Source organism: Xanthomonas sp. MLO165, assembly GCF_018831305.1.
GTDB classification, from domain to species: Bacteria; Pseudomonadota; Gammaproteobacteria; order Xanthomonadales; family Xanthomonadaceae; genus Xanthomonas; species Xanthomonas arboricola.
This window is the reverse complement of the sequence record NZ_CP029263.1, coordinates 4,041,075-4,067,573: the sequence shown is the minus strand read 5'-3', so window position 1 is coordinate 4,067,573 and position 26,499 is coordinate 4,041,075. Positions and strand designations below refer to the sequence as shown.

General features: G+C 66.1%; 23 protein-coding genes and 1 other RNA gene. 10 read left to right on the top strand and 14 right to left on the bottom strand.

What is annotated here, in order from left to right; genetic code table 11:
- The first annotated feature begins 20 nt into the window (after positions 1–20).
- Both DGN21_RS16935 and DGN21_RS16930 read left to right on the top strand, forming a co-directional pair.
- Positions 21–443, top strand: a complete 423-nt coding sequence (locus tag DGN21_RS16935; RefSeq protein ID WP_024938404.1) for a F0F1 ATP synthase subunit epsilon — start codon at positions 21–23, stop codon at positions 441–443.
- A 233-nt stretch (positions 444–676) separates the two neighbouring features.
- Positions 677–1,246 (top strand): chorismate mutase, encoded by a 570-nt coding sequence (locus tag DGN21_RS16930; RefSeq protein ID WP_102251211.1) that lies wholly within the window; start codon positions 677–679, stop codon positions 1,244–1,246.
- 42 nt (positions 1,247–1,288) lie between these two features.
- Here the strand turns inward: DGN21_RS16930 and DGN21_RS16925 are convergent, their stop codons facing one another.
- On the bottom strand, positions 1,289–1,672 hold the full coding sequence (locus tag DGN21_RS16925; protein ID WP_016901007.1) for a GtrA family protein: 384 nt from the start codon (positions 1,670–1,672) through the stop codon (positions 1,289–1,291).
- 145 nt (positions 1,673–1,817) lie between these two features.
- On the opposite strand from DGN21_RS16925, the gene glmU reads away from it, so the two are divergent.
- Both glmU and DGN21_RS16915 read left to right on the top strand, forming a co-directional pair.
- On the top strand, positions 1,818–3,182 hold the full coding sequence (gene glmU / locus DGN21_RS16920; RefSeq protein WP_215825006.1) for a bifunctional UDP-N-acetylglucosamine diphosphorylase/glucosamine-1-phosphate N-acetyltransferase GlmU: 1,365 nt from the start codon (positions 1,818–1,820) through the stop codon (positions 3,180–3,182).
- Between the two features lie 90 nt (positions 3,183–3,272).
- Positions 3,273–4,244, top strand: a complete 972-nt coding sequence (locus DGN21_RS16915) for a right-handed parallel beta-helix repeat-containing protein (RefSeq protein ID WP_126966611.1) — start codon at positions 3,273–3,275, stop codon at positions 4,242–4,244.
- On the opposite strand, the gene DGN21_RS16910 is transcribed toward DGN21_RS16915, so the two are convergent.
- The 7 genes from DGN21_RS16910 to DGN21_RS16880 all read right to left on the bottom strand — a co-directional run bounded on the left by DGN21_RS16910 (position 4,241) and on the right by DGN21_RS16880 (position 12,381).
- A complete protein-coding gene (locus DGN21_RS16910; RefSeq protein WP_126966612.1) occupies positions 4,241–5,593 on the bottom strand; it encodes a HAMP domain-containing sensor histidine kinase in 1,353 nt (450 codons plus the stop codon). The two genes, DGN21_RS16915 and DGN21_RS16910, sit on opposite strands and share 4 nt — an antisense overlap.
- 8 nt (positions 5,594–5,601) lie before the next feature.
- Positions 5,602–6,945, bottom strand: coding sequence for a sigma-54 dependent transcriptional regulator (locus DGN21_RS16905; RefSeq protein ID WP_126966613.1), 1,344 nt, complete (start codon positions 6,943–6,945; stop codon positions 5,602–5,604).
- A 160-nt stretch (positions 6,946–7,105) separates the two neighbouring features.
- A complete protein-coding gene (locus DGN21_RS16900; protein ID WP_237474933.1) occupies positions 7,106–7,576 on the bottom strand; it encodes a PDZ domain-containing protein in 471 nt (156 codons plus the stop codon).
- 117 nt (positions 7,577–7,693) lie between these two features.
- Positions 7,694–8,920, bottom strand: a complete 1,227-nt coding sequence (locus DGN21_RS16895) for an FtsX-like permease family protein (RefSeq protein ID WP_126966614.1) — start codon at positions 8,918–8,920, stop codon at positions 7,694–7,696.
- 55 nt (positions 8,921–8,975) lie between these two features.
- Complete coding sequence (locus tag DGN21_RS16890; protein ID WP_126966615.1) at positions 8,976–10,277, bottom strand: ABC transporter permease; 1,302 nt, start codon at positions 10,275–10,277, stop codon at positions 8,976–8,978.
- Positions 10,278–10,288: 11 nt separating this feature from the next.
- Positions 10,289–11,008: an ABC transporter ATP-binding protein gene (locus DGN21_RS16885; RefSeq protein WP_065032892.1), complete on the bottom strand. Its 720-nt coding sequence runs from the start codon at positions 11,006–11,008 to the stop codon at positions 10,289–10,291.
- A 101-nt stretch (positions 11,009–11,109) separates the two neighbouring features.
- The gene (locus DGN21_RS16880) at positions 11,110–12,381 is read right to left on the bottom strand and encodes an efflux RND transporter periplasmic adaptor subunit (RefSeq protein WP_039814569.1); all 1,272 of its coding nucleotides are present in this window, start codon (positions 12,379–12,381) and stop codon (positions 11,110–11,112) included.
- Between the two features lie 204 nt (positions 12,382–12,585).
- Here DGN21_RS16880 and glmS point away from each other — a divergent pair, with 204 nt between their 5' ends.
- The 4 genes from glmS (at position 12,586) to DGN21_RS16860 (ending at position 16,779) form a co-directional block, all read left to right on the top strand.
- Positions 12,586–14,415 carry a glutamine--fructose-6-phosphate transaminase (isomerizing) gene (gene glmS, locus DGN21_RS16875; RefSeq protein WP_102580587.1) on the top strand — a complete coding sequence of 610 codons (1,830 nt, stop codon included), beginning with the start codon at positions 12,586–12,588 and terminating at the stop codon, positions 14,413–14,415.
- A gap of 336 nt (positions 14,416–14,751) precedes the next feature.
- Positions 14,752–15,225, top strand: coding sequence for a hypothetical protein (locus DGN21_RS16870; RefSeq protein WP_024938393.1), 474 nt, complete (start codon positions 14,752–14,754; stop codon positions 15,223–15,225).
- A gap of 228 nt (positions 15,226–15,453) precedes the next feature.
- Positions 15,454–16,602, top strand: a complete 1,149-nt coding sequence (locus DGN21_RS16865; protein WP_126966616.1) for a hypothetical protein — start codon at positions 15,454–15,456, stop codon at positions 16,600–16,602.
- 100 nt (positions 16,603–16,702) lie between these two features.
- Positions 16,703–16,779, top strand: a non-coding RNA gene (locus DGN21_RS16860) — sX9 sRNA.
- A gap of 130 nt (positions 16,780–16,909) precedes the next feature.
- On the opposite strand, the gene gloA is transcribed toward DGN21_RS16860, so the two are convergent.
- The 4 genes from gloA to DGN21_RS16840 form a co-directional block, all read right to left on the bottom strand.
- The gene (gloA, locus tag DGN21_RS16855; RefSeq protein ID WP_126966617.1) at positions 16,910–17,434 is read right to left on the bottom strand and encodes a lactoylglutathione lyase; all 525 of its coding nucleotides are present in this window, start codon (positions 17,432–17,434) and stop codon (positions 16,910–16,912) included.
- A gap of 218 nt (positions 17,435–17,652) precedes the next feature.
- On the bottom strand, positions 17,653–18,954 hold the full coding sequence (locus DGN21_RS16850) for a copper resistance protein B (protein ID WP_126966618.1): 1,302 nt from the start codon (positions 18,952–18,954) through the stop codon (positions 17,653–17,655).
- Positions 18,951–20,786, bottom strand: a complete 1,836-nt coding sequence (locus DGN21_RS16845; RefSeq protein WP_184429119.1) for a copper resistance system multicopper oxidase — start codon at positions 20,784–20,786, stop codon at positions 18,951–18,953. Before DGN21_RS16845 ends, DGN21_RS16850 begins: the two co-directional genes overlap by 4 nt.
- An 82-nt stretch (positions 20,787–20,868) precedes the next feature.
- On the bottom strand, positions 20,869–21,270 hold the full coding sequence (locus tag DGN21_RS16840) for a CopL family metal-binding regulatory protein (RefSeq protein WP_126966620.1): 402 nt from the start codon (positions 21,268–21,270) through the stop codon (positions 20,869–20,871).
- Between the two features lie 133 nt (positions 21,271–21,403).
- Here DGN21_RS16840 and DGN21_RS16835 point away from each other — a divergent pair, with 133 nt between their 5' ends.
- Together DGN21_RS16835 and DGN21_RS16830 are read left to right on the top strand one after the other, a co-directional pair.
- On the top strand, positions 21,404–22,507 hold the full coding sequence (locus DGN21_RS16835; protein ID WP_024938387.1) for a PLP-dependent cysteine synthase family protein: 1,104 nt from the start codon (positions 21,404–21,406) through the stop codon (positions 22,505–22,507).
- Between the two features lie 99 nt (positions 22,508–22,606).
- Positions 22,607–24,631, top strand: coding sequence for a M3 family metallopeptidase (locus DGN21_RS16830; protein ID WP_126966621.1), 2,025 nt, complete (start codon positions 22,607–22,609; stop codon positions 24,629–24,631).
- Positions 24,632–24,729: 98 nt separating this feature from the next.
- Here the strand turns inward: DGN21_RS16830 and fabB are convergent, their stop codons facing one another.
- Positions 24,730–25,938 (bottom strand): beta-ketoacyl-ACP synthase I, encoded by a 1,209-nt coding sequence (gene fabB / locus DGN21_RS16825; protein ID WP_039525306.1) that lies wholly within the window; start codon positions 25,936–25,938, stop codon positions 24,730–24,732.
- Positions 25,938–26,453 (bottom strand): 3-hydroxyacyl-[acyl-carrier-protein] dehydratase FabA, encoded by a 516-nt coding sequence (gene fabA / locus DGN21_RS16820; RefSeq protein ID WP_039522501.1) that lies wholly within the window; start codon positions 26,451–26,453, stop codon positions 25,938–25,940. Before fabA ends, fabB begins: the two co-directional genes overlap by 1 nt.
- Positions 26,454–26,499: the final 46 nt, after the last annotated feature.

The window sequence follows — 26,499 nt, the reverse complement described above, 5'->3', positions numbered from 1 at the left end:
GCCTCACAGAGTGAGGCACCATGAGCACTATCCGTTGCGACATCGTCAGCGCCGAGAAGGAAATCTTCCACGGCGAGGCGACGCTGGTCGTGGCTACCGGCGAGTTGGGTGAGCTGGGCATCGCGCCCAAGCACGCACCGCTGATCACGCGCCTGAAGCCGGGCAAGGTGGTGGTCACCACCGCCAGCGGCGAACAGCTGGACTTCGCCATTTCCGGCGGCATCCTGGAAGTGCAGCCGCAGGTGGTGACCGTGCTGGTCGACACCGCGGTGCGCGCGCAGGACATCGACGAAGCTGCCGTGCGCAAGGTCAAGGAAGAGGCCGAGCGTCTGCTGGCCAACCGTGGCGACACGGTGGATGTGGCCGATGCGCAGCGTCGGCTGGCCGAGGCGACCGTGCAGCTGCAAGCACTGGAACGCCTGCGTCGCAACCTCAAGCATTAAGCACGCGGGCGTGCGCGCATTTGCTAGCGCACGCAGACGTGATACCCGATGCAGCGCCGCACGCCGGTGTGGACTGGAAACGCCGACCTCAGGGTCGGCGTTTTCGTTTCTGGAGCTGCGCGTGCGTGGCGCCGCCTCCATGCCTGGGCACAGCAGGCACACTGCCTGCCTTGTGCCATGCCGCCGGTTGCAGGCGGCGCGGCCTCTCACTCACGCACGTCGAGGAACACCCGATGACCCGCACGATCGATGGCTTTCGTAGTTATGCGCTGAGCGGCCTGCTGGCCGTGGCGATGCTGGGGTGCGCGCTGCCGGCCCGCAGCCAGCCGCCGCTGGATCCGCTGCTGGATCGCATCGTGCAACGCAATGCCATCGGCGATGCGGTGGCGCTGAGCAAGTGGGACAGCGGCAAGCCGGTGCTGGACCAGACCCGCGAGGCGGCGGTGCTGCAGAGCGTACGCGAGCAGGCGCCTGCGCATGGACTGGATGCCGACGATGCGGCGCGCTTCTTTGCTGCGCAGATCGAGGCCAACAAGGCGGTGCAATACGCGTTGTTGCACCACTGGCGCGAACGCGGACGCGCGCCGGACACCGCGCGTCCGGATCTGGCGATCCTGCGCACGCGTCTGGATCAACTGCAAGGTCAATTGCTCGACGCACTGGCCGAGGTCGCGCCGGCACGTACAGCGCCGCAATGCGCGACCAGCACCGCGCGTGCGGCGGCCCATTACGCCGCGCAATGGCAGCTGGACGCGCTGCATCGTGCGGCACTGGTGAGAAGCCTGGGCGATTTCTGCCACTGATACGCGCCGGCTCCGACACTGCCCGGGCTCAGGGACGCTCGCTCAGCGATACACCACGTGCCGGCCCAGGAAAAATGACACGATCGCCAGGCCGCCTTCCACCAGCGGTTTGGCCAGCCAGGCCTGGCGCAGGCCGACCAGATCCACCGTTGCCGACAGCAGCCATGTGCTGATGAGTGTCAGCGCCAGCCACATCAGCGCAAAGCGGCGAAAACGCGGCCAGCCCAGACGTGCGCCGCCTTCCTGGGCAAAGGTGTAGCGGCCGTTGAGCCAGAAGCCCAGCACCGCGCCGCTGATCCGCCCGAGCAGATTGGCAGGCACGGCCGGCATGCCGGCCGCGGTGGCGGCGATGAAGATGCCGCAGTCCACCGCCAGCTGCAGGGCGCCAATGATCATGAATTGGCTGCCTTGGCGGAACAGACTCATGCAGGCCGTGTCATCGTGGAAGGGCGCTCATGCTAACGGCAGCGGCGCTTGAAAAGTGTCATCGTCGCGCATGCTGCAGGCAGGACACGACGCACTGCTTGGACAGCGACTAGAATTTGGCTCTCCCATGTTCTGGAACGCTTCGATGACTCTGCCCCTGCACGTCGTGATCCTGGCCGCGGGCGAGGGCAAGCGCATGCGCTCGTCCCTGCCCAAGGTGCTGCAGCCGCTGGCGGGCCAGCCGATGCTGGCACATGTGATCGCCACGGCGCGGCAGCTGCAGCCGGCAGCGATCCATGTGGTGCACGGGCACGGCGGCGAGCAGGTGCAGGCGGCGTTTGCCGCGCAGAGCGATCTGCACTGGGCCGAGCAACGGCAGCAACTGGGCACCGGGCATGCAGTGCAGCAGGCGATGGATGCGATTCCGGATGCGGCCACGGTGCTGGTGCTGTACGGCGATGTGCCGCTGATCCAGTCCCAGGACCTGCTGCAGCTGCTGCACGCACCCGGGCGCATGGCGGTGCTGGTGGCCGATGTGCCCAATCCCACCGGCTACGGCCGCATCCTGCGCGATGCCGAGGGCAAGGTCGCCGCGATCGTCGAGCAGAAGGATGCCAACGACGAGCAGCGCCGCATCCGCACCATCAACACCGGCATCCTCACTGCCGAGTCCACGGCGCTGCGCCGCTGGCTGGCCGGCCTGTCCAACGAGAATGCGCAGGGCGAGTTCTATCTCACCGACGTGTTTGCCAGCGCCGCAGCCGATTTCACCCCGGCCGACATGGTGCATGTGGCCGACGTGCAGGATGTGGAAGGCGCCAACGACCCCTGGCAACTGGCGCAGCTGGAACGCGCCTGGCAGCTGCGTGCCGCCCGTGCGCTCTGCCTGCAGGGCGTGCGCATGGCCGACCCGGCGCGCGTGGAGCAGCGCGGCACGGTGAGCGTGGGCAGTGACGTGCAGCTGGATATCGATGTGATCCTGGAAGGCAATGTGACGCTGGGCGATGGCGTGGTGATCGGTCCGTTCGTGCGCCTGCGCGATGTGACGCTCGGCGCCGGTACGCAGGTACGCGCACATTGCGATCTGGAAGGCGTGGTGACGGAAGGGGCGGTGCAGATCGGTCCGTTCGCGCGGCTGCGTCCTGGCACCGTGCTGGCCGATGGCGTGCATATCGGCAACTTTGTCGAGACCAAGAAGGTCACGATGGGCATGGGCAGCAAAGCCAACCATCTGACCTACCTGGGCGATGCGGTGATCGGCAGCAAGGTCAACATCGGTGCCGGCACCATCACCTGCAACTACGATGGAGTGAACAAGTCGCAGACCAGCATCGGCGATGGCGCCTTTGTCGGTTCCAACAGCGCACTGGTGGCACCGATCGAGATCGGCGCCATGGCCACCATTGGCGCAGGCTCGGTGATCACCCGCGATGCGCCTGCCGGGCAGCTCAGCGTCACGCGTGCGCGTCAGACCGTGGTCGAAGGCTGGCAACGCCCGACCAAGAAGTAGCCTGCCTGCATGTCGCTGCAGCGCGCACAGCTGCTGTAAAGCGATGCCATGCATAGGCTATGCCCGTCACGATGGCTCAGGAGGTGCACGATGCGAACGCCGCGTTGCGTGTTGCTGGTGGCATGGCTGCTGCTATTGGCGGCAGTGTTGCCAGCTGCGGCCCATGCGCAGACCTACCGGCTGTATCTGGCGCCGGACGGCAACGATGCGGCGGCAGGCACCAGCGCAACGACCGCGTTGCGGAGTCTGGCGGCCGCCCAGCAGCGGTTATTGGAGCAGCGGCCCAGCGGTGCGGTGGACGTGGTGATCGCTGCAGGCACGTATCTGCGGCAGTCGGTGCAATGGACGTTCACCAACGGGGCGCCCATTCGCTTCATCGCCGCGCCCGACGCTGCCACGCCACCGTGGTTCGACGGGCGCGGTGGCGCGACCTGGTTCACGCTGAAGGGCGGCGGCGATGTAGCCACCCGGCTGACCTTCACCGGGTTGAAGGTCAGCAATTACTGGATGGCGATGGACCTGGGCAGCAGCAAGCGCAGCGCGGACGGCAACAGCGGCAACATCATCCGCAACATGACCTTCGAGCGGATCGGCGGGGTCCACGGCAGCAGCAGTGAGGCCGCCTATTCGTTCGCGGCGATCCGCCTGCAAAACTCGCGCGACAACCGCATCGAACGCAATCGCTTCGCGTCGATCGAAAACGACACCCGGACCTCGGGTTTCGTGCACGCGGTCTACCTGGCGCGCCACTCCTCCGGCAACCGCATCGAAGGCAATACCTTCACCGACGTCAACGGTGATGCCGTGCGTACCCGCGATGCCTCCGACAACACCTACGTGGCGTCCAACCGTTTCGTCCGGGCCGGCAAGTACGCGGCGTTTTCGGACTGGATCAAGCCCGATGGCGAATGTCCGTCGCAAGGCGGGCAGTTCGTCGACAACACCGTGGGAGCCGGCTATTACGGCGCCATCGCCGCCACCCGCACCAGCGGTGCCGACGATGCCTGCGGTGCGTTGAAACAACCGCGGATCCAAGAGCGCGGGACGGTGCGCGGCAACTAGCCGGCCACCGCCGCCGGCAGCAGCAAGGTGACGCACAACCCGCCGTGTTCGCGGTTATGCAGGGAGATGCGCCCGCCGTGTGCTTCGGCGATCTCGCGGGTGAGCGCAAGCCCGAGCCCGGTGCCATTGCGCTTGGTCGAGTAGAACGGCATCAGTGCGTTATGCAGCACGGCCTCGTTCATGCCGTTGCCGCGGTCCAGCACTTCGATCCGCAGCCATTGCGGCACACGCGTGACGCGCACGGCGACATCGCTGTTGGGCGGCTGTGCTTCGCTGCAGGCTTCGTGCGCGTTCTTGAGCAGGTTGAGCAGCGCCTGCTCGATCTGCGCGGCATCGATGCGGCTGGAGACATCGTTCAGTGCGCCCTGCAGCTGAAACGGAATCTGCTGCCGCAAACGCTCCAGGAACGGTGCCCATTCGATGGTCTGCAACTGTGGCTGCGGCAACTTGGCAAAGCGGGCGTAGCCGCGGATGAAGCCTTCCAGATGACGTGCGCGTTCTTCGATGGTCTCGAACACCGTGCCGAGCCGGTCGGTGCGTTCGCGGCGCAGCAACTCGGCACCGGAATGCGCCAGCGAGGCGATCGGCGCGAGCGAGTTGTTCAATTCATGGCTGATCACCCGGATGACCTTCTTCCAGGTCTGCACTTCCTGGCGCCGCAGTTCGGTGGTGAGGGTGCGGATCAGCAGCAGCTCGTGACCGCGTCCGTTGAGATGGAAACTGCGGCGTGACAGGTGATAGATCTGCTCGTCGTCTTCGTCATCGCCGTCCTCGCGGACCGCAAACAGGCAATCGCCGCCGCGGGCCAGCGCATCGCGCAGTTCGCCGGGCATGCGCGCCAGTACGTCGTCCAGGTGCTGGCCTTCGAGCTTGCGGCCATCGTGCAGCAGCTTGCGTGCGGCGTTGTTGGAAAAGCCGATGCGGCGCACGCCATCGCCACCGGCCACCACCAGCAGCATCGCCACCGGTGTGTTCTGCAGCATGGTGTCGAGCATCAACTCGCGTTGCACCAGGTCGCGTCGCTGCGCGCGCAGCACATCGCCAAGTTCCGAATGCGCCTGCACCAGTTGCGCCAGTTCGTCGGTGCCGCGCCAGTACACGCCGAAGTTGTACTCGCCATCGCGGTAGCTGCTGGTGGTGCCGGCCAGCGCACGGAACAGCGAGCGCATCGGTGCGGTGGCGCGGTTGAGGCTGAACCACATCGCGGCCAGCACAACGACGACCGACATTGCAGCGACCTGCCAGCCGTGGTCTAGCCAGTACGCCATGAACCACGGCAGGGCGGCGGCCAGTGCAAGTACCGGCAACAGCCTGAGAAACAGGGTGAACGTGAAGGAGCGATGCCACATGCGCGGAGTCATTCCGATCTGATGCCGTAACGGTCCATACGCCGGTAGAGCGCCTGTCGGCTCATTCCCAGTTCGGCGGCGGCCTGTGCGATCACGCCTTGCGCGCGCGCCAAGGCCTGTTCGATGCGTGCGCGATCCGGCTCGCCGGCAACAGCCGCCGCCGGCCGTGGCGCGGCGGCGCGCGGAAGGTTCAGATCGCTGGCTTCGATACGCGCGCCTTGTGCGAGCAGCGCCGCACGCTGCAGCACGTTGCGCAGCTCGCGCACATTGCCCGGCCAGGCGTGTCGCTGCAGCGCATCGCGCGCCTGTGCAGACAGGGGCTTGCCGCCCGCCAGGAAGTGATCGGCCAATGGCGCGATATCGCCCGGACGCTCGGCCAGGGCAGGCAGCGCGATTTCCACCGTGTTGAGACGGTAGTACAGGTCCTCGCGGAAGCTGCCGTCGCGGATCATCGATGGCAGGTCGGCATTGGTGGCGCTGATCACGCGCACCTTGGCGTGGCGTTCGCGGTTGGAGCCCAGCCGCTCGTAGCGACCGGTTTCCAGCACGCGCAGCAGTTTCATCTGGCCCGCCAGCGGCAGGTTGCCGACCTCGTCCAGGAACAGGGTGCCGCCATCGGCCGCTTCGAACTTGCCTTCGCGCGCCTTGTTGGCACCGGTGTAGGCGCCGGCTTCGGCACCGAACAATTCCGCCTCGATCAATTCACCCGGCAGGGCGCCGCAGTTGAGCGCGATGAAGGGGCCACGCTTGTTGGCCGAATTGGCCTGGATGATCTCGGCGATCTTCTCCTTGCCGCTGCCGTTGGGGCCGGTGATCAGGACCGGCAACTCCGAGCGTGCGACCTGGCAGGCGAGCGCGATGGCGCGTTCGCTGGCGGGGTCGGCGAACACCGCGCCGCGCAGATCGTAGCGCTGTGTCAGTTGCTCGCGACCACGGTGCTCGCGTTCGCGGCGGCGCGCGAGCTCGCGCCGCGCTTCGGACAGCTCCAGCAGGTTGTTGACCGTGGTGAGCAGCTTGGTGTCGTCCCATGGTTTGGCGATGTAATCGGCGGCGCCGGCCTTGACCAGACCCACCGCGCTACCAAGGTGGGTCCAGGCAGTGAGCAGGATCACCGGCAGGTCGGGGTGGCGCTGGCGGATCTGGGTAAACAGCGCCTCGCCTTCTTCGCCGGAGGTGGTGTCGGCGGTGAAGTTCATGTCCTGGATCACCAGGTCGAACACCTGTTCGTCCAGCAGCGCCAATCCGGCCTGCGGCGATGACGCATGCCGCGCTTCGATGTCGTGCAGGGAAAACAGCACCTCCAGCGCGGTGGCCACAGCGTTGTTGTCGTCGATGATCAGGATTTGCGGCATCGCGGTGCTCGGAAGGCGAAAGGTGTCGGGGGAGAAAGCGCTCGCCACAGCATACGGCGCAAGCCGGTGTCGATGGCAACGGACGTTGCAGCTGCGCAGTGCCCCGGCGTAGTGGTTGCTCGTGCGACAGGCCAGCATGTACTCCGGTCGCAAGCGAGGGCTACCGCACCTGTTGTGGCGAGGCGGGTGGCGCAGGCGCCAGCGGCGGAAGCAGCGGCGCATACGTCGCTGCGGTCCAGGTCAGGCCCATCCGTGCCTGCCCGCGTGCCACCTGGACCTGCACTGGTCGGCCGGCCGCAGCGCGCAGGACGTGCAGCAGATCTTCCACGGTTGCGATGCTACGGCCATCGGCTGCGCGCAGCTGGTCGCCTTTGCGCAGCTGCAGTGCCGGTATGTCGCTGGCCTGCGTGACCAGCAGGCCGGCGGCTGTGGCGGTCAGCACCAGCGTCTGTGCGTTGTGGCGCCAGCGCAGTTGATGATCGTCGATGCGCAGCACGGTGCGCTCGGTCACCTCGCTAGTGGTCTGCGTGGCAGCACGCGCGCAGGCGCTACTGCCGGCATGCAGCGTACCGATCATCGCAGCGATGGCGAATACACCGGCGACGCTGCGGGGATGGACGATCGAATGCATAGGGAGAAGGTCCTTGGTAGGGAAGCATCGCGGTTTGTCGGCATGCGCAGCGGACCAGTGCCCGGCAGCGCCGGGCCCAAGGGTGTGGTGGGCTTGAGGCAGCGTCCCATGGCCAGCTCAGGCGCTGCGCGTGGCGACTGCCGGCGGTACCAGCGCCGCGCGACGTGCGGGCCAGAACACCGCGATCTGGCCCAGTACCCACAGCGTGAGCGCGCCGATCGGCAGGTAGATCACCGGCAGGCGCGGCAATTCGTAGCGGGCCATCAGCCAGATATTGATCGAGTAAGCCAGCAGCATGCCCAGCACGATACCGACCGAGGCGAGCAGAAAGTTCTCGATCTGGAAATAGCGCAGGATCTGGCCGCGTGTGGCGCCCAGTGCGCGGCGAATGCCGATCTGCTTGGTACGCTGCTGCACCCAGAAGCTGGCCAGGCCCACGATGCCCAGCGCGGTGACGATCAGTAGCGCGATGCACACTGCGCCAAGTAGCCAGATCATTGCGCGATCGTTCTGGAAATACTCGTCGCGAATATCCTCGTAGGTCTGCTGCTTCAGCACCAACCGGCTGTTGTCCAGCTTCATCAAGGCTGCCACCGCCGCCTGCAGTATTTCCTGCCGCCGCAACGGATCGGTCACGCGCAGGATGTACTGTCCCTCGTTATAAGGAGGACGGATCGGCAGCATCATCGAATAATCCTTTTGATCCAGCCCATTGACGTTGTTCGGGCGCGCCAGCGTATGCACGATCCCAACGACCCGTAACGGGACGTCACCGGAGTAGATGGTCTTGCCGAGCGCACTGTGGTCCGGGAACATCTTGTCTGCAGCAGCTTGCGTCAAAATGATAGCGGCGCCTTTCTTGCGGACGTTGTCGTCGTTGTCCGCCTTTTGCTGGCTGATGTATTCCTCTGGTGTGAAGTCGCGCCCGGCGGTCAGTTGAAGGCCCAGCGTTTTGAGGCTGCCTTCGCTGACCAGATACTGCGCGGCGTTGAGCGTCGGGCGCTCCTGTTCTGCGGTCAAGGTCAGTCCGGTGTTGGACGAGTAGCTGACGAACGGAACCTGGTTGGTGATGGCCGCGCTGCGCACACCGGGAACAGCGCGCAATGCCGCAAGGTCCTCCTGGGTACGGACGTCTGCATTTGTCTGCGTCCCGATGCCATCCAGCCTGATGCTGAGCAATTCCTGTTCTGCGATGCCGCTGGCGCGATGGAGGGTTTCCACACGGTTGCCGATCAGGAACAGCGAATTGCAGATGATGGCGCAGGCCAGGGCGATCTCCAGCACGATCAGTGCGGCTGCGGTCTTGTGGCGGCGGAGGGTGGAAACGATAGGGCGGATGTCCATGGGGCTGACCTTCGATGGATGGGCGTGGCGCTCCGCATTGCGGAGGGCAAAAGGATCAGGAGGATTTGAGCTGCAACGCGGGGGCGACCTGGATGGCGCGCCACGACGGCAATATGCCGGCGATCAGGCTCGCGGCGAGCGCGATCGCGAACGTCAGCAGCAACATGCTGATGTCCAGGTGCGCCAGTGCCGCATAGTCCACCGGCTGCTGGCGTACGGCCCACAACCCCAGCCACGCCAAAGCCAGTCCGCAGATGCCGCCGACCAGGCCGATGGTTCCCGCCTCCACCAGGCATTGCGCAAAGATCGCGCCTCGCGATGCTCCGAGTGCACGGCGCACTCCGATCTCTCCGCTGCGGCGCAGGAACTTCGCCAACAGCAGCCCCACGGTGTTGAGCAGACACACCAGCAGAAAGCCCATCGCCAGCCAAAGCTGCAGGCGGACATCGCTGGGAACGACCTTGTTGTGATCCAGCCATTCCATCACATTGCGCAGGCGCACATTGTTCGGCCGCGTGAAACGTCCGGAGGCGCGTTGCTGATCGGAGTAGTTCTCCAGGTAGGCCTTGTAGTCGCTTGCCTGCTTGGCGTTCTCAAGTTCCACCCAGTACTGCACCCAGCTGCAGGGCGCATTGAGTGCGGTGGAATCACCACCCTCGACCTTGCCGTAGCAGTTGGTTCCGCCGGCATGGGTCATCTTCAAGTCCATCGCAACGCTGAAGGGCACGTAGAGTTGTTCGTTGGAACCATAGGTGTCGGTGATGTCGTAAAAACGTGGATTGAGCTTCCATGCATCCAAGACGCCGACGATCCGGAAGGTGTTCTTGTCGATGCGCAGGTCGCGCCCGACGCTATTACCTCCGTCAAACAGCTTGTCGTTCAGCGACCTGCTGATTACCACAACGCGTTCATGTCGCTCGTCGCTGGCACTTGACCAGCCCTGGCCGTAAAGAAACGGTGTGTCGAACATTGGGAAAAAATCTGCTGAAGTGAAACGTGATTCCAGCTTGAACGGGCTCAGCCCACTTCGCTGTGGTTCGATCGCCACGTTCCCGCCTGTCATCATTGCCTGGCGCACGGCGCGCTTTTCGCGCAGCAGTGTTTCAGCGTCGAAGCGGGTGGACTGATAGTCGGGATCTTCTCCCGGTTGATAGCCGGACTTCGGTTGCGCATCGACTTGTACATAGAACAACCGGTCGCTCTTCTGCGGAATCGGATCGCCCGACAGCACATAGAACACCGTCAATGTGGTCATGCTGGCGCCGATGCCGAGCGCGATGGCCAGCACCATCAGCGCGGTGAGCACCTTGTTGCGGCGGAAGCTGCGTAAGGCAAGATTGAAGTAGTAGCCGAACATGGATGTGCCTCTTACTCGGCCAGGGTGGCGGCGCTGTCGCGCGCGCGCATCAGGGTGGGGTTGCGTTCCAGGTCGGTGGCCTGGCCGTCGACGATATGCACGTTGCGCTGCGCGCGTGCGGCCAGTTCCGGGTCGTGGGTGACCATGACGATGGTGGTGCCCTGGCTGTTGATCTCTTCCAGCAGTTCCATCACCCCGCGTGCCATCTGCGAGTCCAGGTTGCCGGTGGGTTCGTCGGCCAGCAACAGGCGCGGGCTGCCGGCCAGCGCACGCGCGATGGCGGCACGCTGCTGCTGGCCACCGGACAGCTCGGTGGGGTAGTGCTTCAAGCGCGAGCCCAGGCCGACCTTGGTCAAGGCTTCTTCGATGCGCTGCTTGCGCTCGGCCGCGGCCATGCCGCGATAGCGCAGCGGCACATCGACGTTGTCGAACAGGTTGAGATCGGGAATCAGATTGAAGCCCTGGAAGATGAAACCGATCTTGCGGTTGCGCAAGCGCGAACGCGCGTCGTCGGACAGGTGGCTGACGTCTTCGCCGTCGAGCAGGTACTGCCCGCTGGTGAAGGTCTCCAGCAGCCCGGCCAGGTTGAGGAAGGTGGTCTTGCCCGAGCCGGAGGGGCCGGTGACCGCAACGAATTCGCCTTCGCGCACATGCAGGTCCAGCGAGCGCAGCGCGTGCGTTTCCACCTGTTCGGTGCGGAAGACCTTGGAGACCGATTGCATCTTGAGCATTGCCGATTCCTTTACGAAGAAGGTGTGTGCGAAAGAGAGTGAGAGTGGCTGACAAACCGTGGCGAGCAGCCTGACGGCTGCGCAGCAGGTGCTGGCCGCCTTTAGTGAACGGTGACGCGCGGTGCATCCCCGAAGTTGTCTGCACCGGAGACCACCACGCGGTCGCCGACCTGCAGCCCGGACAGCACCTGCACCTCGCCCAGGCTGCTGACACCCATGCGCACCGGACGGCGCACCGCGGTGTTGCCATCCATCACATAGGCGTAGCTGCCGCCGGACTGTTCGACGAACGGGCCGCGCTCGACCTTGAGCACGTTGCGGCGCGTGTCCATCACCACGCGTGCGCTCATGCGCTGGCTCTGGCGCAGGCCCGGCGGCTGCTTGTCGGCAAAGCGGATGCGCGCGGTGACTTCGCCATTGACCACTTCCGGCGACACCGCCGAGATCGCGCCCGGGAACGGCTCGCCACTGCCGCTGGTGAGCTGCGCCGGCATGCCGATTGCCAGATCGCGCGCAAAACTTTCCGGCACCTTGATCTCCACTTCGAACTTGGACAGGTCCACCACGCCCAGGATCGGCGCGTTCGCCGCGACCTGGGTGTGCTGCACCGCCTGCACCTGGCCGACCTGGCCATCGAACGGCGACAGCAGCGTGAGCGCATCCACCTGGCGCTGCACCTCGGCCACCACCGCGCGCTGGCGGTCGGCGAGCAGGCGCTTGTTGCGCGAATCCAGGTCCGCGCCCTGGCTCTTCAGCGACGCATCCCGCTGGGCGTGCTGCAGGTCGATGTCGGTCTTCTTCAAGGTGTCCTGCGCCTTGGCCAGTTCCACCTGTGGCACCGCGCCGCCATCGTAGCCGCGCTGGTAGCGCTCCAGGTCGCGCGCGGCGGCCTGCTTGTCGATCTTGGCCTGGTCGGTGAGCTTGCTGGCCGTGGCGCGGGCCAGGGTGGCGTCCAGGGCGGCGCGGCTGGACTCGGCTTCCAGCCCGGCCAGCGTGGCCTGCTCCTGCGCCAGCTTGCTGCGCAGCTCCGGGCTGTCGATACGGGCCAGCTCCTGGCCCTGCTTGACCACGTCGCCGGCCACCACGCTCAGCGTCACCGTGCCGGCCGAGATGGCGTACAGCACCGGGCTGTTGGCGGCGATGACGCGCCCGTCGGCGGCGATGTCGCGCACCAGGTCGCCCTGGCTGACCGTGGCGATCCGCACCCGGCTGGCATCGAACGAGCGGCTGCCGGCGCTCCACGCGGTGACTGCCCAGCCGATGCCGGCCAATACCGCGACCACCGCGATGCCGGGCCATAGCCAGCGGCGCCATGGCGCGCTCTGGGCGGGTGTACGGAGAACCTGGTCCTGGGCGGAGGTATCGCGAATCATGGTCGGCTGGCTCGGTGGCGTGACGGTGATAAAGCAGGGTCTGTGCCAACCTCCAAGTCGTTGAATAAAATCGCTTTTAGACGTTCGTGGCCGGTGTCCGCAGTGTCCGCGGACACCGGCGCGGACACGCTGTCCGGGCACGGTCATGCAGCGGACAAGAGCGGACACGCTAAAATGCCCGGCTTCGTCCTCAAGGGTTGTCCTATGTGCGGCATTGTCGGAGCGATCGCCGGGCGCGATGTGGTCCCGGTCCTGATCGAAGGACTCAAGCGCCTTGAGTACCGCGGCTACGATTCCTCCGGCATCGCCGTGCTCGATGGCGCGCAGGTACGCCGCGTGCGCCGCACCGGGCGCGTGGCGGAGATGGCGCAGGCCGCGCAGGCCGAGCAGTTCGGCGCGACGCTGGGCATCGGCCACACCCGCTGGGCCACCCATGGCGGCGTCACCGAGGCCAATGCGCACCCGCACATCAGTGACGGCGTGGCACTGGTGCACAACGGCATCATCGAAAACCACGAACAGCAGCGGGAGAAGCTGCGCGCGCTGGGCTACACCTTCGAGTCGCAGACCGATACCGAAGTGATCGCGCACCTGATCCATCACCATCTGGGCAGCGCAGGCGACCTGTTGACCGCGCTGCAGCGCACCGTCAAGGAGCTCACCGGTGCCTATGCGCTGGCGGTGATGAGCCAGGCCGAACCGGAGCGCTTCGTCTGCGCGCGCATGGGCTGCCCGCTGCTGATCGGCGTGGGCGAGGGCGAGAACTTCGTCGCCTCCGATGTCTCGGCCATCGTGCAGGCCACCCGCCAGGTGATCTTCCTGGAAGAGGGCGACACCGCCGACCTGCGCCGCGATGGCGTGCGCATCTTCGATGGCAACGACGCCCCGGTCGAACGCCCGCTGCATCTGTCGGACGTGTCGCTGGCATCGTTGGAACTGGGCCCATTCCGCCACTTCATGCAGAAGGAGATCCACGAGCAGCCGCGTGCGCTGGCCGATACCATCGAGGCGGCGATCGACGCCAAGGGCTTCCCTGCGTCATTGTTCGGCGCCAATGCCGAAGCGGTGTTGCGCGACATCGACGGCGTGCAGATCCTGGCCTGCGGCACCAGCTACTACGCCGGCATGACCGCGCGCTACTGGATCGAAGCCATCGCCGGGCTGCCATGCAGCGTGGAGATCGCCAGCGAATACCGCTACCGCGCCGCGTATGCCAATCCCAGGCATCTGATCGTCACCATCTCCCAGTCCGGCGAAACGCTGGACACGATGGAGGCGCTGAAATACGCCAAATCGCTGGGGCACCTGCACACCTTGTCGATCTGCAACGTGCCCGAAAGCGCGATTCCGCGCGCCAGCGAACTGGTCTGCTACACACGTGCCGGCGCCGAGATCGGCGTGGCCTCGACCAAGGCGTTCACCACCCAGCTGGCGGTGTTGTTCCAGCTCACCATGGTGCTGGGCAAGTTGCAGGGGCGCATCAGCGAGGCCGAAGAAGCGGAGTATCTGGAGCAGCTGCGCTTCCTGCCGGGCAGCGTGCAGCACGCGCTGAATCTGGAGCCGCAGATCATGGCCTGGGCCGAGCGTTTTTCGGCCAAGGAAAACGCATTGTTTCTCGGCCGCGGCCTGCATTACCCGATCGCGCTGGAAGGCGCGCTCAAGCTCAAGGAAATCTCCTATATCCACGCCGAGGCGTATCCGGCCGGCGAGTTGAAGCACGGCCCGCTGGCCCTGGTGGACGCGGCGATGCCGGTGGTGGTGATTGCGCCGAACGATCGCCTGCTGGAAAAGGTCAAATCCAACATGCAGGAAGTGCGCGCCCGTGGCGGCGAGCTGTTCGTGTTCGCCGACCAGGACAGCCACTTCAGCGAGTCCGAAGGCGTGCACGTGATCCGCACCCCGCGCCACGCCGGCGTGCTGTCGCCGGTGATCCACACCATCCCGGTGCAGTTGCTGGCCTACCACACCGCACTGGCGCGCGGCACGGATGTGGACAAGCCGCGTAACCTGGCCAAGTCGGTGACGGTGGAGTAGCGCGGCCGATCGAGGGGGCTGTGCTCGCCGCGATCAGCGTCGCGGCCGCCGGGTGCGGCATCTCCCTGCATGCGCTGTGGCTCGGTGCGCATGCCCAACGACTGCCCGCCCTGTTTCTTTGTCGCGATTGCCTGCAGCGTGCGGACATCGGTGGCGTTGCTGGGGCCCCGCGTCGGTATCGCCCGGTGGCCGCGTGGAGGCGTGTTTCGCAACGCGCCCGGGTCGCTGCCGGTGCCGCAGCAAGCCAAGTTTGGCAGACTGCCGCTCCGGCTGCCAACGTGATGGCCCAGGTTATGCATACGCTTCCTGCGAGGGTCCCATCACGCAGGAGGACGTATGCACGAGTCTTTCAAACAGGGCGCGCCGGCGGAATTGTGGCAGGCGTTGGTACGTGAGGCGGGGCAGCGGATTGCGCAGCCGCTGGACGAATCGCGCGAGCACTATCTGGTTTTCGTGTTGCTGCGCCTGCAGCGCGATGCGCAGCTGTTTTCGCGCACGCAGGCCCTGGCCTGGTTGCACGCGCACGACCAGATCGGCAGTCTGCGGGCCGATGCATTGCGCGACATCGGAGATCAATGCCTGCTGATTGCAGGCCTGTTTCCCGGGATTGCGCAGCGCCGGCGGCTCAGCGTCGACTACTTCATCGCGTTGGGCCGCGGCGCGTATTTCGAAGTGGCCGACACGCGTTACAGCGATGCGGGTCTGTTCGCGCAGTTGGCCGCCACCTATCGCGAGTTGGTCCGCACGCTTGCGGCGCTGCGCCCGCCGCGCGAGTGGCAGCGCAGTCACGGCGGGCTGCTGCATGCGTAGATAAGCGTCACTTCCGGGGCCGTCCCTACAGCTGTGGGGACCGCCCCGACTGCCAATTGCGCATGATGCGCTCACACTAAGTTCGCAACTGAGCGTTCTAGCCGACTGCGGACCGTTGTCTGATGGACCAAAGCACTGTGCCGTTGATCGCTGTCCGCGCGATCTGACAGTGCCATGTCGCATTGCGTGGGGGACACGCAATGCGACGCTCTCCAGGGGAAGGAATCCATGAAAGCATTAATTGCAGTGGCGATCTCGGCGCTGAGCGGCGCCGCAATGGCCAGCGATGTGCCGCCCGGTTATGCGGGCGTGGGCGGCATGACCTTGCAGGACATCGACCCGGCCATCTATGCCTATCACTACGACCACGGCTTCGTTGGCGAAGACGCGATGGGGTGGGATCCGGCGCTGCAGTTCGCCTGGTCGCGCATCGCTGCGGCCAAGGTCTGCGGCCAGCAGCCTGTCGAGCAGGACGCCATCGTTGCCAGGCTGGTTGCGCAGTACGGCCAGGATGCGGCCGTGCATCAAGTCAACGGCATCGCATTTCATGAAGTGCAGATGCGTGCCTCCAGCGCGTTCTGTACCGCCACCCGTGGTGCCGAGGCGGTGGCAGTGGTGCCCGCATTTGCCAACGGCGATTTTTCGACGGCAACGACCTATGCCGCGGCTGCAGTTGCCGGCACGCTGTCGGTCGCCGAGAAAGAGCAACAGCCCTCCGCACAGACGCAGGGCGATGCCGACGCAGCCATTGCACCATCGGCGGATTGGGCGTTGCAGCTGCCGTTGCATGCCAGCATGCGCGTGGGGTCCAACGGCCTGCCCAACGGCGACGAAATGTTGCGCGTGGTGCGGCGCGGGCACACCGGGGCAGTGGTGGGCCTGCAGATCGCCACCAGCCTGTTCACACGCGGCGTCGCAGTGTCGGCCTTCGGCAAGGGGCAGCTGAAAGGCGAAAGGATGGAGGGCGTGGGCAATCCCGGCTATCAACTGCAGCGCGATGCGGTCAATGCGCGCCTGAAGAGCTACTTCACCGGACATCCGGCAGCACTGCCGGCAGAACCGTTCCCGCTGCAGGTCCTGATGTCCGACTGGCTGCTCGTCTACCAGAGCCTGGCCGATACCAAGTCGCCCTACGAGCTGCGCTACGCGGTGACGATCGGCGGTGAACGCTCCGGACTGTTGAAGCGCAAGGCGAGTCCGGTCAATCTGGACTGCGCGCCCACACCGCGCACCGCATCGCTCGAGGAGTGGGAGGCAAACGACTACGCGCTGGTCAAGCAGGCCGCGCAGGCCTACAGCGAGGAATGCGCCGCAAAATTTGCCGAGCAGTTACCGCAGTGGTTCCCGGATAGAGAAGCAGTTGCCACCTCCAACTGAGGCAACGCGTCATGCCGCAGGATGGCGCCTGCATCTAGATAAGAGCTACCAAAACTATTGCGCCGCCGTCAGGCGGGCGCGGCCGGTGCTCGGAATCGGTATGTGCCACTCGTACGTTCCGGCTCTGAGCGCGCCGTCCGCACCCACCTGATGACTGCGCGCTAGGTTGCGTTAGCCGCTGTAAGCGCGCTGCGCGCATCCAACTGGGTGGGTATTCTCTGCCGACATACCCTGCTCGAAAGCGAAATACAGACAGCGCATGTGTCTGAAACAAAAATGCCCGGGAACCCGGGCATTTTGCTAAGTATTACACCAGCGGCGTATTGGAAATGATCTCCACCCAGTAGCCGTCGGGGTCCTTGATGAAGGCCAGGTGCTTCATGCGGCCGTCTTCCAGGCGTTTCTGGTACGGCACGTTGAGGCTGTCGAAACGTGCGCAAGCGGCGTGGATGTCGGGCACCGAGATGCAGATGTGGCCGAAGCCGCGCGGGTCGCTGTTGCCGTCGTGGTAGACCGGGCCGTCCTGGGTTTCGGTGCCGTGGTTGTGGGTGAGTTCGAGCACGCCGGGGATGCCGGCCATCCACAGCCGACGCGCTGCATCGTCGTCGGGGATGGCGGTGTCGTCGGGCAGCAGGGCCAGGAAGTACAGGCTGAACTGCGCATCCGGAAAATCACGTGCGTCCAGCAAGCGGAAGCCCAGCACGCGCGTGTAGAAATCCAGCGAACGCTGCGCATCCTTGACGCGCAGCATGGTGTGGTTGAACACGAAACCGGCAGTGTCGGCAGGTGCGGCGCTGGCGCCGGGGACGTGTTGCAGGTCGGTCAAAGGCATTGCGGTCTCCTCGATGGAATGCGGGGGGCAGGTCAGGCTGCATTGGAGGTGGATGTTAGCGGGGCAATGGTTGTCGGCATGTCTGCACCGTGCGCGTCGGCGGTCTGGCGTCGCTCTGTGGTCGATCGTGCGCGACAGCGCGACCTGCCTTGTTCAAGGCCGTGGCATGGGCCTGCATCCGAATACGAACGGTCAGGCCCATGCGCACAGCGGTTGTCTCAGAACCAGATGCGCAGGCCGGCAACAAACCGGCTGTCGCGTGCAGGCTCATCGTCGATCGCGGCGCGGCGGGCGGTGTCGCCGAAACTGCGGCTGTGCACCCAGCCGATGTAGGGCGCGAAGCGGCGGGTGATTTCGTAGCGCAGCCGCAGGCCCACCTCGACCTGCTCCAGCCCGCTGCCGACGCCGCGCCGGTCATCGTCGGTGAGGGCGATATCGGCTTCCACGCGCGGCTGCAGGATCAGCCGGTTGGTGAGCAGCACCTCGTATTCGCCCTCCAGTCGCAGCGCGGCACGGCTGCCGCTGCCGACATAGAGCGTGGCTTCGGTCTCGAACTTGTAGGGCGCCAGGCCCTGCACGCCGAAGGCGGCCCAACGGCGCTGCTCACCCGCTCCGATGTCCTGACGTGCGCCGACCAGCAGGTCCCACCACGGCGAGATGGCGTGGCCATAGAACGCTTCCACCGATGCGGCCTGCGTGCGCCCGTCCTGCCGCTCGCCTTCGCTGCGCAACCAGAGCCGGTCGATATCGCCGCCAATCCAGGCGCGCGCTTCCCAGTCCTGGCCACTGCCGCGCGTGGTGTCGAAGGCTTCCAGTCGATCGAGCAACACGTAGTGATTGATGCCTGGCGCGTGCATCGCATGGTGCTGCAAGGGGGCGAATGCCGCCGCGATCTCCTCGGCAGTGGGCTCGGGGATCGGCGTACGTGGCAGTGCGCCGGTGGTGGGCGATGCCGGCATTTGCGTCACCGCTTCGGCATGCGGCGCGTGCTCCATGTCGGAGTGATCCATCGTCCCATGCTGTTGCCCGTGCTGCATCGACGCATGATCCATCGATGCGTGCTCCATCGATGCGTGCTCCATTGCATCGTGGTCGCTGTCTGCCTGTGATTGCCGGGTGTGGTCCAGTTGTGGATTTGCAGAGGTCTGGTGTGCGGCGTGCTGCATGCCTGCGTGGTGCATCGATGTCGGCGCTGCCGAAACGTCGGCCTGCACCGGGCGTTGCGCAGGCGTGCTGTCAGCAGCGTTTGCCGATGCAGTGCTGGAGTGCTGCGCGTGCTGCATCTGCGCATGCTCCATCTGCATCGCCTCTGCGCTCTGCTGCGCGGATGGCGGCGATGCCTCCGTTGCGATGGATGTCTGCGGGTGGGCCGCCGTTGCCTGGTCGGCTATCTGCATTGCATGTGCGCCGTCGGCATGCGCGGATGATTCCATCGCCGCATGCTGATGCTCCTGTGCAGTGGCCGATGCGCTCAGCAGCAGTGCGAGCAGCGTCCTGTATTGCGTCCGTGGTGTACTCATGCCTCCACCCGCACTTCGCGCATCATGCCCGCTTCCATGTGGTACAGCAGATGGCAATGGTAGGCCCAGCGGCCCAATGCATCGGCGCGGACGCGATAGCTGCGGCGTGTGCCGGGCGGCATGTCGATGGTGTGCTTGCGCACCTGGAAATTACCATCGGCGTCTTCCAGATCGCTCCACATGCCGTGCAGGTGGATGGGGTGCTGCATCATGGTGTCGTTGACCAGCACGATGCGCAGCCGCTCGCCGTACTGCAGCCGCAAGGGCTCTGCCGAGGCGAAGGCGATGCCGTCGAACGACCAGGCAAATTTTTCCATATGCCCGGTCAGATGCAGTTCGATCTCGCGCCCGGGTTCGCGCCCATCCGGATCCTCGAACAGGCTGTGCAGATCGGCGTAGCGCAGCACCCGGCGGCCGTTGTCGCGCAGGCCAACCCCAGGATCGTCCAGGCGCGGTGAAGTGGCATTGCTGCGCATGTCGATCAGCGGGTTGCCGTCTTCGCTGGCGGGGTGGTGCGGTGTCTTGCGCTGCGCATCGACGCTTGCATGCCCGTGCGTCTGTGCGGCTGGCATCGGCATTGCCATCGCGTGCGCCGCATGCGGGTCACTGTGCGGCGTGTCGGCGCCGTGCATGGGGTGACCTGCATGCGCCATGCCATCGCCGTGCCCCATGTCCTGCATGGTGAGGATCGCGCGTGGATCCAGCGCGGGAATCGGTGCCTGCAGCCCATGCCGCACCGCCAGCGTGCCGCAGGCGAATCCGGTGCGGCCCATGTCCTGCGCGAACAAGGTAAACGCGTCCTGGCCGATGGGCTCGACAAGCACGTCGAAGGTCTCGGCCGCCGCAATGCGCAGCTCGTCCACGCTGACCGGATGCACGTACTGGCCGTCGGCGGCCACCACGGTCATGCGCAGGCCGGGGATGCGGATGTCGAAGTAGGTCATCGACGAGCCGTTGATGAAACGCAGCAGTACCTTCTCCCCTGGCCTGAACAGGCCGGTCCAGTTGCCGGCCGGGGCGACGCCGTTGAGCAGGTAGGTGTAGGTGTTGGCGTTGACGTCGGACAGGTCGGTCGGGGTCATGCGCATGCGCCCCCACATGCCGCGGTCGGCCAGCGTTGCGCGCAGGCCGTCGTCGCGCGCATCGCGCAGGAAATCGCCCACCGTGCGCTGCGCGTAATTGTCGTGGCTGGGCATCTGCTTGAGCCGCCGGAACAGCGCGGCCGGGTCCAGGTCGGTCCAGTCCGAGAGCAGCACCACATGCTCGCGATCGTGCCGGTACGGCGGCGGTGTCAGCGGGTCGATGACGATCGCACCGTACAGGCCGGCCTGTTCCTGAAACATCGAATGGCTGTGATACCAGTAGGTGCCGGACTGGCGCAGCGCGAAGCGGTAGTGGTACTCCTGGCCCGGCGCGATGCCGTCGAAACTCATCCCCGGCACGCCGTCCATGTTGGCCGGCAGCAACAGGCCGTGCCAGTGCACCGAGGTGGGTTGGTCGGCCAGCGCGTTGCGCACGCGCACGCTGACCGTGTCGCCTTCGCGCCAGCGCAGCGTGGGGGCCGGCAGGCTCTGGTTGACGGTGATGGCGGGGCGGCGGCGCCCGGTGAGGTTGACCGGCATGCGGCCGATCTGCAGCGTCTGGCTGCTGCCGCGCAGGACCGGCGTGCTCACCGGGTTGGACGCACGCGCATCGCTGCGCCACAGGCCGGCGGTGGCGGCAACACCGCCCAGGGCCATGCCCTGAACGAAGCGGCGTCGGCTCAGGCCGCCGTTGGAGGGTGGATCGAAACAATTGGGATCGAAAGACATGACATCTCCGCTGCGGCCCACCGATGAAGGCGGACGCATCGCATCGCTTAGAAACCCCGCGCAGCAAGCGCGCGGGCCCGATGACGGCCAAGGCCGTCAGCGCTCAGGCGATGGGAGGTCGAACCGGTTGCTCGGGCACTGGACTGCCGCGCCCTTCGGCCAGGGTGGCAGGCAGGGTGGCGCGGCCAGGCAGGCCGGCGGGCACCGCAGGCAGGGTCAGCAAGGCGAGGCTGCAGTGCTGCAGGCAGTCGCAGCTGCCCAGCTTGCAGCAGTCGGCCGCGTGCGCGTGCCGGGTTTTATCGGGGGGATGCGCCGCAGCGGGCGGCGGCATGTCGGCATGGCACGGCATCGCGGCCGGCATGAGCGCGTGCGCCATCGACGCGGTCGCAACCGCCCCGGCCGACGCCATCCCCGGCAGCGCCATGCCCACCCACGCCCACGCGCCGGTGGCCGTATTGGCAACCAGGCACAGGCACAGCAGCAGGCGGAGCAGGCAACGCAGCACGGGCAGTCAGGGCGGGCAGTCGGGTGCCACGAGCATAGCACCGGCTCCCAGCTGTCCGCCCGATGACCCGCCGGCCGTGGCCGCGCGCCCGGCAGCGGTAGAATTGACGCTTCCTTCGCCGCACAGTCCTGCCATGTCGCAGCGCCAGTGGGTGGCCGCCGCCATCCAGAAGATCGAGGCCGATTTCAACCGTTCGGCCGACACCCATCTGATTCCGATGGACCTGCCGGGTTTTCCGGGCATCGACCTGTATTTCAAGGACGAGTCCAGCCACCCGACCGGCAGCCTCAAGCACCGGCTGGCGCGCTCGCTGTTCCTGTACGCGCTGACCAACGGCTGGCTGCGTGCCGGGCGGCCGGTGATCGAGGCTTCCAGTGGCTCGACCGCCATCTCCGAGGCCTACTTCGCGCGGCTGCTGGGGGTGCCCTTCATCGCGGTGATGCCGGCTTCGACCTCGCCGGAAAAGATCGCCGCGATTCAGTTCCAGGGCGGCCGCTGCCATCTGGTCGAGCGTGCCTGCGATCTGGACAGCGCCTCGCACCAGCTCGCGCGCGAGACCGGCGGTCATTTCATGGACCAGTTCACCTACGCCGAGCGCGCCACCGACTGGCGCGCCAACAACAACATCGCCGAATCGATCTTCAAGCAGCTGGCCGAGGAGCCGCATCCGATTCCCGACTGGATCGTCTGCAGCCCCGGCACCGGCGGCACCAGCGCCACGCTCGGCCGCTATGTGCGCTACCGGCGCCACGCCACCCGCATCCTCTGCGCCGACCCGGAAGTGTCGGTGTTCTTCGACGGCTATTGCCGCGCGGTGGACGGGCAGTGCCCCAAGGAGCTGGCCATCACCGGCGGCTCGCGCATCGAAGGCATCGGCCGGCCGCGGGTGGAGTCCAGCTTCATCGCCAGCTGCGTGGACGTGATGATCAAGGTGCCCGACGCTCTGAGCCTGGCCGCCATGCGCCATGTCAGCGCCACGCTCGGCCGCCGCGTCGGTGGCTCCACCGGCACCAACTTCGTCGGCGTGCTGCAGGCCGCCCAGCGCATGCGCCAGGCCGGCCGCAGCGGCTCCATCGTCACCATCCTGTGCGATGCCGGCGAGCGCTATGCGCACAGCTATTACGACCCGGCCTGGTACGTGGCGCGCGACATCGACGTCACCGACAGCGATGCGGCCATTGCCATCGCCGTCAACGGCGGCGACTTGCCTGCGCTGCCTTGTGCGGCGCTGGAATGACCGCCATATCCGATCAGCTGCTGGCAGAACCGCTGCCTCTGGCAGCGTCTGCCAGTCCCTCGCCCTGATTCCTGATCCAGTCCACCGCCGGAGCGCCCCATGACCAACCCGCTGCTCGACCTGTCCGGACTGCCGTCCTTCGATGCGATCCGCCCCGAACACGTGGGCCCGGCAATCGATCAACTGCTCGCCGAGGCCGAGGCCTCGGTGAAAGCGGCCGAGCAGGTCAGCCCGGTCAGCTGGGACAGCTTCGTGGTGCCGCTGGACGATGCTACCGAGCGGCTGTGGCGTGCCTGGGGCCAGGTCGGCCATCTGCAGGCGGTGGTCAATACGCCGGAACTGCGCGAGGCCTACAACAGCAATCTGCCCAAGCTCAGCCGCTTCGGCAGTGCGCTGGCGCAGAACCTGGCGCTGTATGCGCAGTACAAGGCGCTGGCCGAAGCGCCGGAAGCGGCGCACTACGACGCCGCGCGGCGCAAGGTGCTGGAAAACGCGCTGCGCGATTTCCGCCTCGGCGGTGCCGAGCTGGATGACGCGTCCAAGGCGCGGTTTGCGCAGGTCCAGGAAGAACTGTCCGCACTGGCCGCCAAGTTTTCGCAGAACGTGCTCGATGCCACCGATGCATGGTCGTACGTGAGCGAGGACGCAACCGAGCTGTCTGGTTTGCCGGCCGAGGTGGTCGCCGCTGCACGTGCGGCCGCGGAAAAGGACGGCGTGCCTGGCTGGAAGCTGACCTTGCAGATGCCGTGCTATCTGCCGGTGCAGACCGATGCGGACAATCGCGAGCTGCGCGCGCGGCTGTATCGCGCCAACGCCGAGCGCGCCTCCGAGTTCGGCGATGCCGCGCTGGACAACAGCGCCAATATCGATCGTATCCTGGCCCTGCGCGCCGAACTGGCGCAGCTGCTCGGCTTTGCCAGTTACGCGGAGTATTCGGTCGCCACCAAGATGGCGCAAAGCCCGGATGAAGTGATGGGCTTCCTGCGCGATCTGGCAGTGCGCGCCAGGCCGTATGCGCAACGCGACCGTGCCGAGCTCGAAGCCTTCGCCCGCGACGAACTTGGCCTGGACGAACTGCAGGCCTGGGATCTGGCCTACGCCTCCGAAAAACTCAAGCAGGCGCGCTACAGCTTCTCCGAGCAGGAGGTGAAGCAGTACTTCACCGAGCCCAAGGTGCTGGCCGGTCTGTTCGATGTGATCCACAGCCTGTACGGCCTGACCGTCAAGCCCGACCGCGCGCCGGTCTGGCATGCGGATGTGCGCTTCTATCGTCTGGAAGATGCGCAGGGCGAGCTGGTCGGCCAGTTCTATCTGGACCTGTACGCGCGTGAAGGCAAGCGTGGCGGCGCGTGGATGGACGATTGCCGCAACCGCCGCGACACCGCCAACGGCGTGCAGACGCCGCTGGTGTATCTGGTGTGCAACTTCGGCCGTGGCAGTGGCGATACGCCGGCCACGTTCCGGCATGGCGAAGTCACCACGCTCTTCCATGAAATGGGCCACGGCCTGCATCAGTTGCTGACGCGCATCGGCGAGTTGGGCGTGGCCGGTATCAACGGCGTGGAATGGGACGCGGTGGAACTGCCGAGCCAGTTCATGGAGAACTTCTGCTGGGAATGGGAGCGCGTGCAGGCGATGACCGCGCACGTGCAGACCGGCGAGCCGCTGCCGCGCAACCTGTTCGACCGGCTGCTGGCCGCACGCAATTTCCAGAGCGGCATGTTCACCGTGCGCCAGCTGGAATTTGCGTTGTTCGACATGCAGCTGCACAGCAGCTTCGACCCGACCCAGGACAACGTGCTGCAGCTGATCGAGCGCGTGCGCGACGAGGTGGCGGTCAACCGCCCGCCGGCATGGAATCGCTTCCCGCACCAGTTCAGCCATATCTTCGCCGGCGGTTACGCAGCCGGTTACTACAGTTACAAGTGGGCCGAAGTGCTCAGTGCCGATGCCTACGCCGCGTTCGAAGAAGCGCCGGAACAGGTCGCTGACACCGGCGCACGTTTTCGTCATGAAGTGTTGTCGCGCGGTGGCAGCCGCAGCGCGGCCGACAACTTCCGCGCCTTCCGGGGACGCGCGCCGAGCATCGACGCATTGCTGCGGCACAACGGCATGGCCGGCTGAACCGGGAGTGGGGAATCGGGATTGGGGAGTGGCAAGAGCGATCTCTCCGCACACCGATCCCCAATTCCCAATTCCGCGCGGCGCCCGCCGCCGCGCCCTCACACCCGCCCGAACACCAGCGCTGCGTTGGTGCCGCCGAAGCCGAAGCTGTTGGACATCACCGTGTTCACCGTGGCGTCCTGGGTCTGTCGCAGGATCGGGAAGCCTTCGGCGCGCGGGTCGAGTTCGTCGATATGCGCCGAGCCGGCCATGAAGCCGTCGCGCAGCATCAGCAGGCTGTAGATCGCCTCGTGCACGCTGGCCGCGCCCAAGGAATGGCCGGACAGCGCCTTGGTCGAGGACAGCGGCGGGACGTTGTCGCCGAACACCTCGCGTACCGCGCCCAGCTCGGTCACATCGCCCAGCGGCGTGGAGGTGCCGTGCGTGTTGAGGTAGTCGATCGGCTGCGTCAGGCCCTGCATGGCCATGTGCATGCAGCGCACCGCACCTTCGCCGCTGGGCGCCACCATGTCGGCGCCATCGGAGGTCACGCCATAGCCGAGCAGTTCGGCATGGATGCGTGCGCCGCGCGCGATGGCGTGGTCATAGTCTTCCAGCACCAGCATGCCGCCGCCGCTGCCGATGACAAAGCCGTCGCGCTGCGCATCGTAGGGCCGCGAGGCCACGGCGGGGCGATCGTTGAAGCCGGTGGACAGCGCGCCCATTGCATCGAACATCACGCTCATGGTCCAGTGCAGTTCTTCGCCGCCGCCGGCGAACATCACATCCTGCGCGCCGTGCCGGATCAGGTCCGCGGCCGCGCCGATGCAATGCGCCGAGGTCGCACACGCGGCCGACAGCGAATAGCTCAGGCCACGGATCTTGAACGCGGTCGCCAACGAAGCGGAGACCGACGAACACATCGTGCGCGGCACCATGTACGGGCCGACCTTGCGCACGCCACGGTTGCGCAGCAGATCGGCGGTTTCCACCTGCCACTGGCTGGATCCGCCACCGGAGCCGGCAATCAGGCCGGTGCGCAGGTCGCTGACCTGCTCGGCATCCAGTCCGGCATCGGCGATCGCATCGCGCATCGCCAGGTAGGCATAGGCCGAGGCATCGCCCATGAAGCGTTTGAGCTTGCGGTCGATCAGGCTGTCCAGATCCAGCGCCACCGCACCGCCGACCTGGCTGCGCAGGCCGGCGTCGGCATGATCGGGCAATGCGGTGATGCCCGAGCGGCTCTCGCGCAAGGCGCTGGAGACGGTGTCCAGATCATTGCCCAGGCAGGAAGTGATGCCCATTCCGGTGACGACGACGCGACGCATCAGAAATTCTCCGTTGAAGTGAACATGCCCACGCGCAGATCGTTGGCCGTGTAGATTTCGCGCCCGTCCACCAGCATGCGTGCATCGGACTGGGCCATCACCAGCTTGCGGTTGATCACGCGGCTGATATCGATTTCGTAACTGACCAATTTCGCGCTCGGCAACACCTGGCCGGTGAACTTGACCTCGCCGCAGCCCAGCGCGCGGCCGCGGCCCGCTGCGCCGATCCAGGTGAGGAAGAAGCCGGTCAGCTGCCACATCGCGTCCAGGCCCAGGCAGCCGGGCATCACCGGGTCGTCGATGAAGTGGCAGCCGAAGAACCACAGGTCCGGGCGCACGTCGAGTTCTGCGCGGATCAGGCCCTTGCCATGCGCGCCGCCGCTGTCGTTGATCTCGGTGATGCGGTCGAACATCAGCATCGGGTCGTTGGGCAGGCGGGCACTGTCGGGTCCGAACAATTCCCCGCGCGCGCTGGCCAGCAATTGGTCGCGCGAGTACGCACTTTGACGAGTCATGACGAACGTTTCCTGCAAGAAGCGAAAGGCGAGGCCGGCAAGGGTG

Excerpts from the sequence above, each read along its gene's own strand:
- DGN21_RS16935 (WP_024938404.1), top strand. The coding sequence starts at position 21 with ATGAGCACTATCCGTTGCGACATCGTCAGCGCCGAGAAGGAAATCTTC.
- DGN21_RS16925 (WP_016901007.1), bottom strand. The coding sequence starts at position 1,672 with ATGAGTCTGTTCCGCCAAGGCAGCCAATTCATGATCATTGGCGCCCTG.
- fabB (WP_039525306.1), bottom strand. The coding sequence starts at position 25,938 with ATGCGTCGCGTCGTCGTCACCGGAATGGGCATCACTTCCTGCCTGGGC.
- glmU (WP_215825006.1), top strand. The coding sequence starts at position 1,818 with ATGACTCTGCCCCTGCACGTCGTGATCCTGGCCGCGGGCGAGGGCAAG.
- DGN21_RS16895 (WP_126966614.1), bottom strand. The coding sequence starts at position 8,920 with ATGGACATCCGCCCTATCGTTTCCACCCTCCGCCGCCACAAGACCGCA.
- DGN21_RS16910 (WP_126966612.1), bottom strand. The coding sequence starts at position 5,593 with ATGTGGCATCGCTCCTTCACGTTCACCCTGTTTCTCAGGCTGTTGCCG.
- DGN21_RS16850 (WP_126966618.1), bottom strand. The coding sequence starts at position 18,954 with ATGAGTACACCACGGACGCAATACAGGACGCTGCTCGCACTGCTGCTG.
- DGN21_RS16930 (WP_102251211.1), top strand. The coding sequence starts at position 677 with ATGACCCGCACGATCGATGGCTTTCGTAGTTATGCGCTGAGCGGCCTG.
- DGN21_RS16885 (WP_065032892.1), bottom strand. The coding sequence starts at position 11,008 with ATGCTCAAGATGCAATCGGTCTCCAAGGTCTTCCGCACCGAACAGGTG.
- DGN21_RS16905 (WP_126966613.1), bottom strand. The coding sequence starts at position 6,945 with ATGCCGCAAATCCTGATCATCGACGACAACAACGCTGTGGCCACCGCG.
- fabA (WP_039522501.1), bottom strand. The coding sequence starts at position 26,453 with ATGACTCGTCAAAGTGCGTACTCGCGCGACCAATTGCTGGCCAGCGCG.
- DGN21_RS16865 (WP_126966616.1), top strand. The coding sequence starts at position 15,454 with ATGAAAGCATTAATTGCAGTGGCGATCTCGGCGCTGAGCGGCGCCGCA.
- glmS (WP_102580587.1), top strand. The coding sequence starts at position 12,586 with ATGTGCGGCATTGTCGGAGCGATCGCCGGGCGCGATGTGGTCCCGGTC.
- DGN21_RS16880 (WP_039814569.1), bottom strand. The coding sequence starts at position 12,381 with ATGATTCGCGATACCTCCGCCCAGGACCAGGTTCTCCGTACACCCGCC.
- DGN21_RS16830 (WP_126966621.1), top strand. The coding sequence starts at position 22,607 with ATGACCAACCCGCTGCTCGACCTGTCCGGACTGCCGTCCTTCGATGCG.
- DGN21_RS16890 (WP_126966615.1), bottom strand. The coding sequence starts at position 10,277 with ATGTTCGGCTACTACTTCAATCTTGCCTTACGCAGCTTCCGCCGCAAC.
- DGN21_RS16915 (WP_126966611.1), top strand. The coding sequence starts at position 3,273 with ATGCGAACGCCGCGTTGCGTGTTGCTGGTGGCATGGCTGCTGCTATTG.
- DGN21_RS16870 (WP_024938393.1), top strand. The coding sequence starts at position 14,752 with ATGCACGAGTCTTTCAAACAGGGCGCGCCGGCGGAATTGTGGCAGGCG.
- DGN21_RS16835 (WP_024938387.1), top strand. The coding sequence starts at position 21,404 with ATGTCGCAGCGCCAGTGGGTGGCCGCCGCCATCCAGAAGATCGAGGCC.
- gloA (WP_126966617.1), bottom strand. The coding sequence starts at position 17,434 with ATGCCTTTGACCGACCTGCAACACGTCCCCGGCGCCAGCGCCGCACCT.
- DGN21_RS16900 (WP_237474933.1), bottom strand. The coding sequence starts at position 7,576 with ATGCATTCGATCGTCCATCCCCGCAGCGTCGCCGGTGTATTCGCCATC.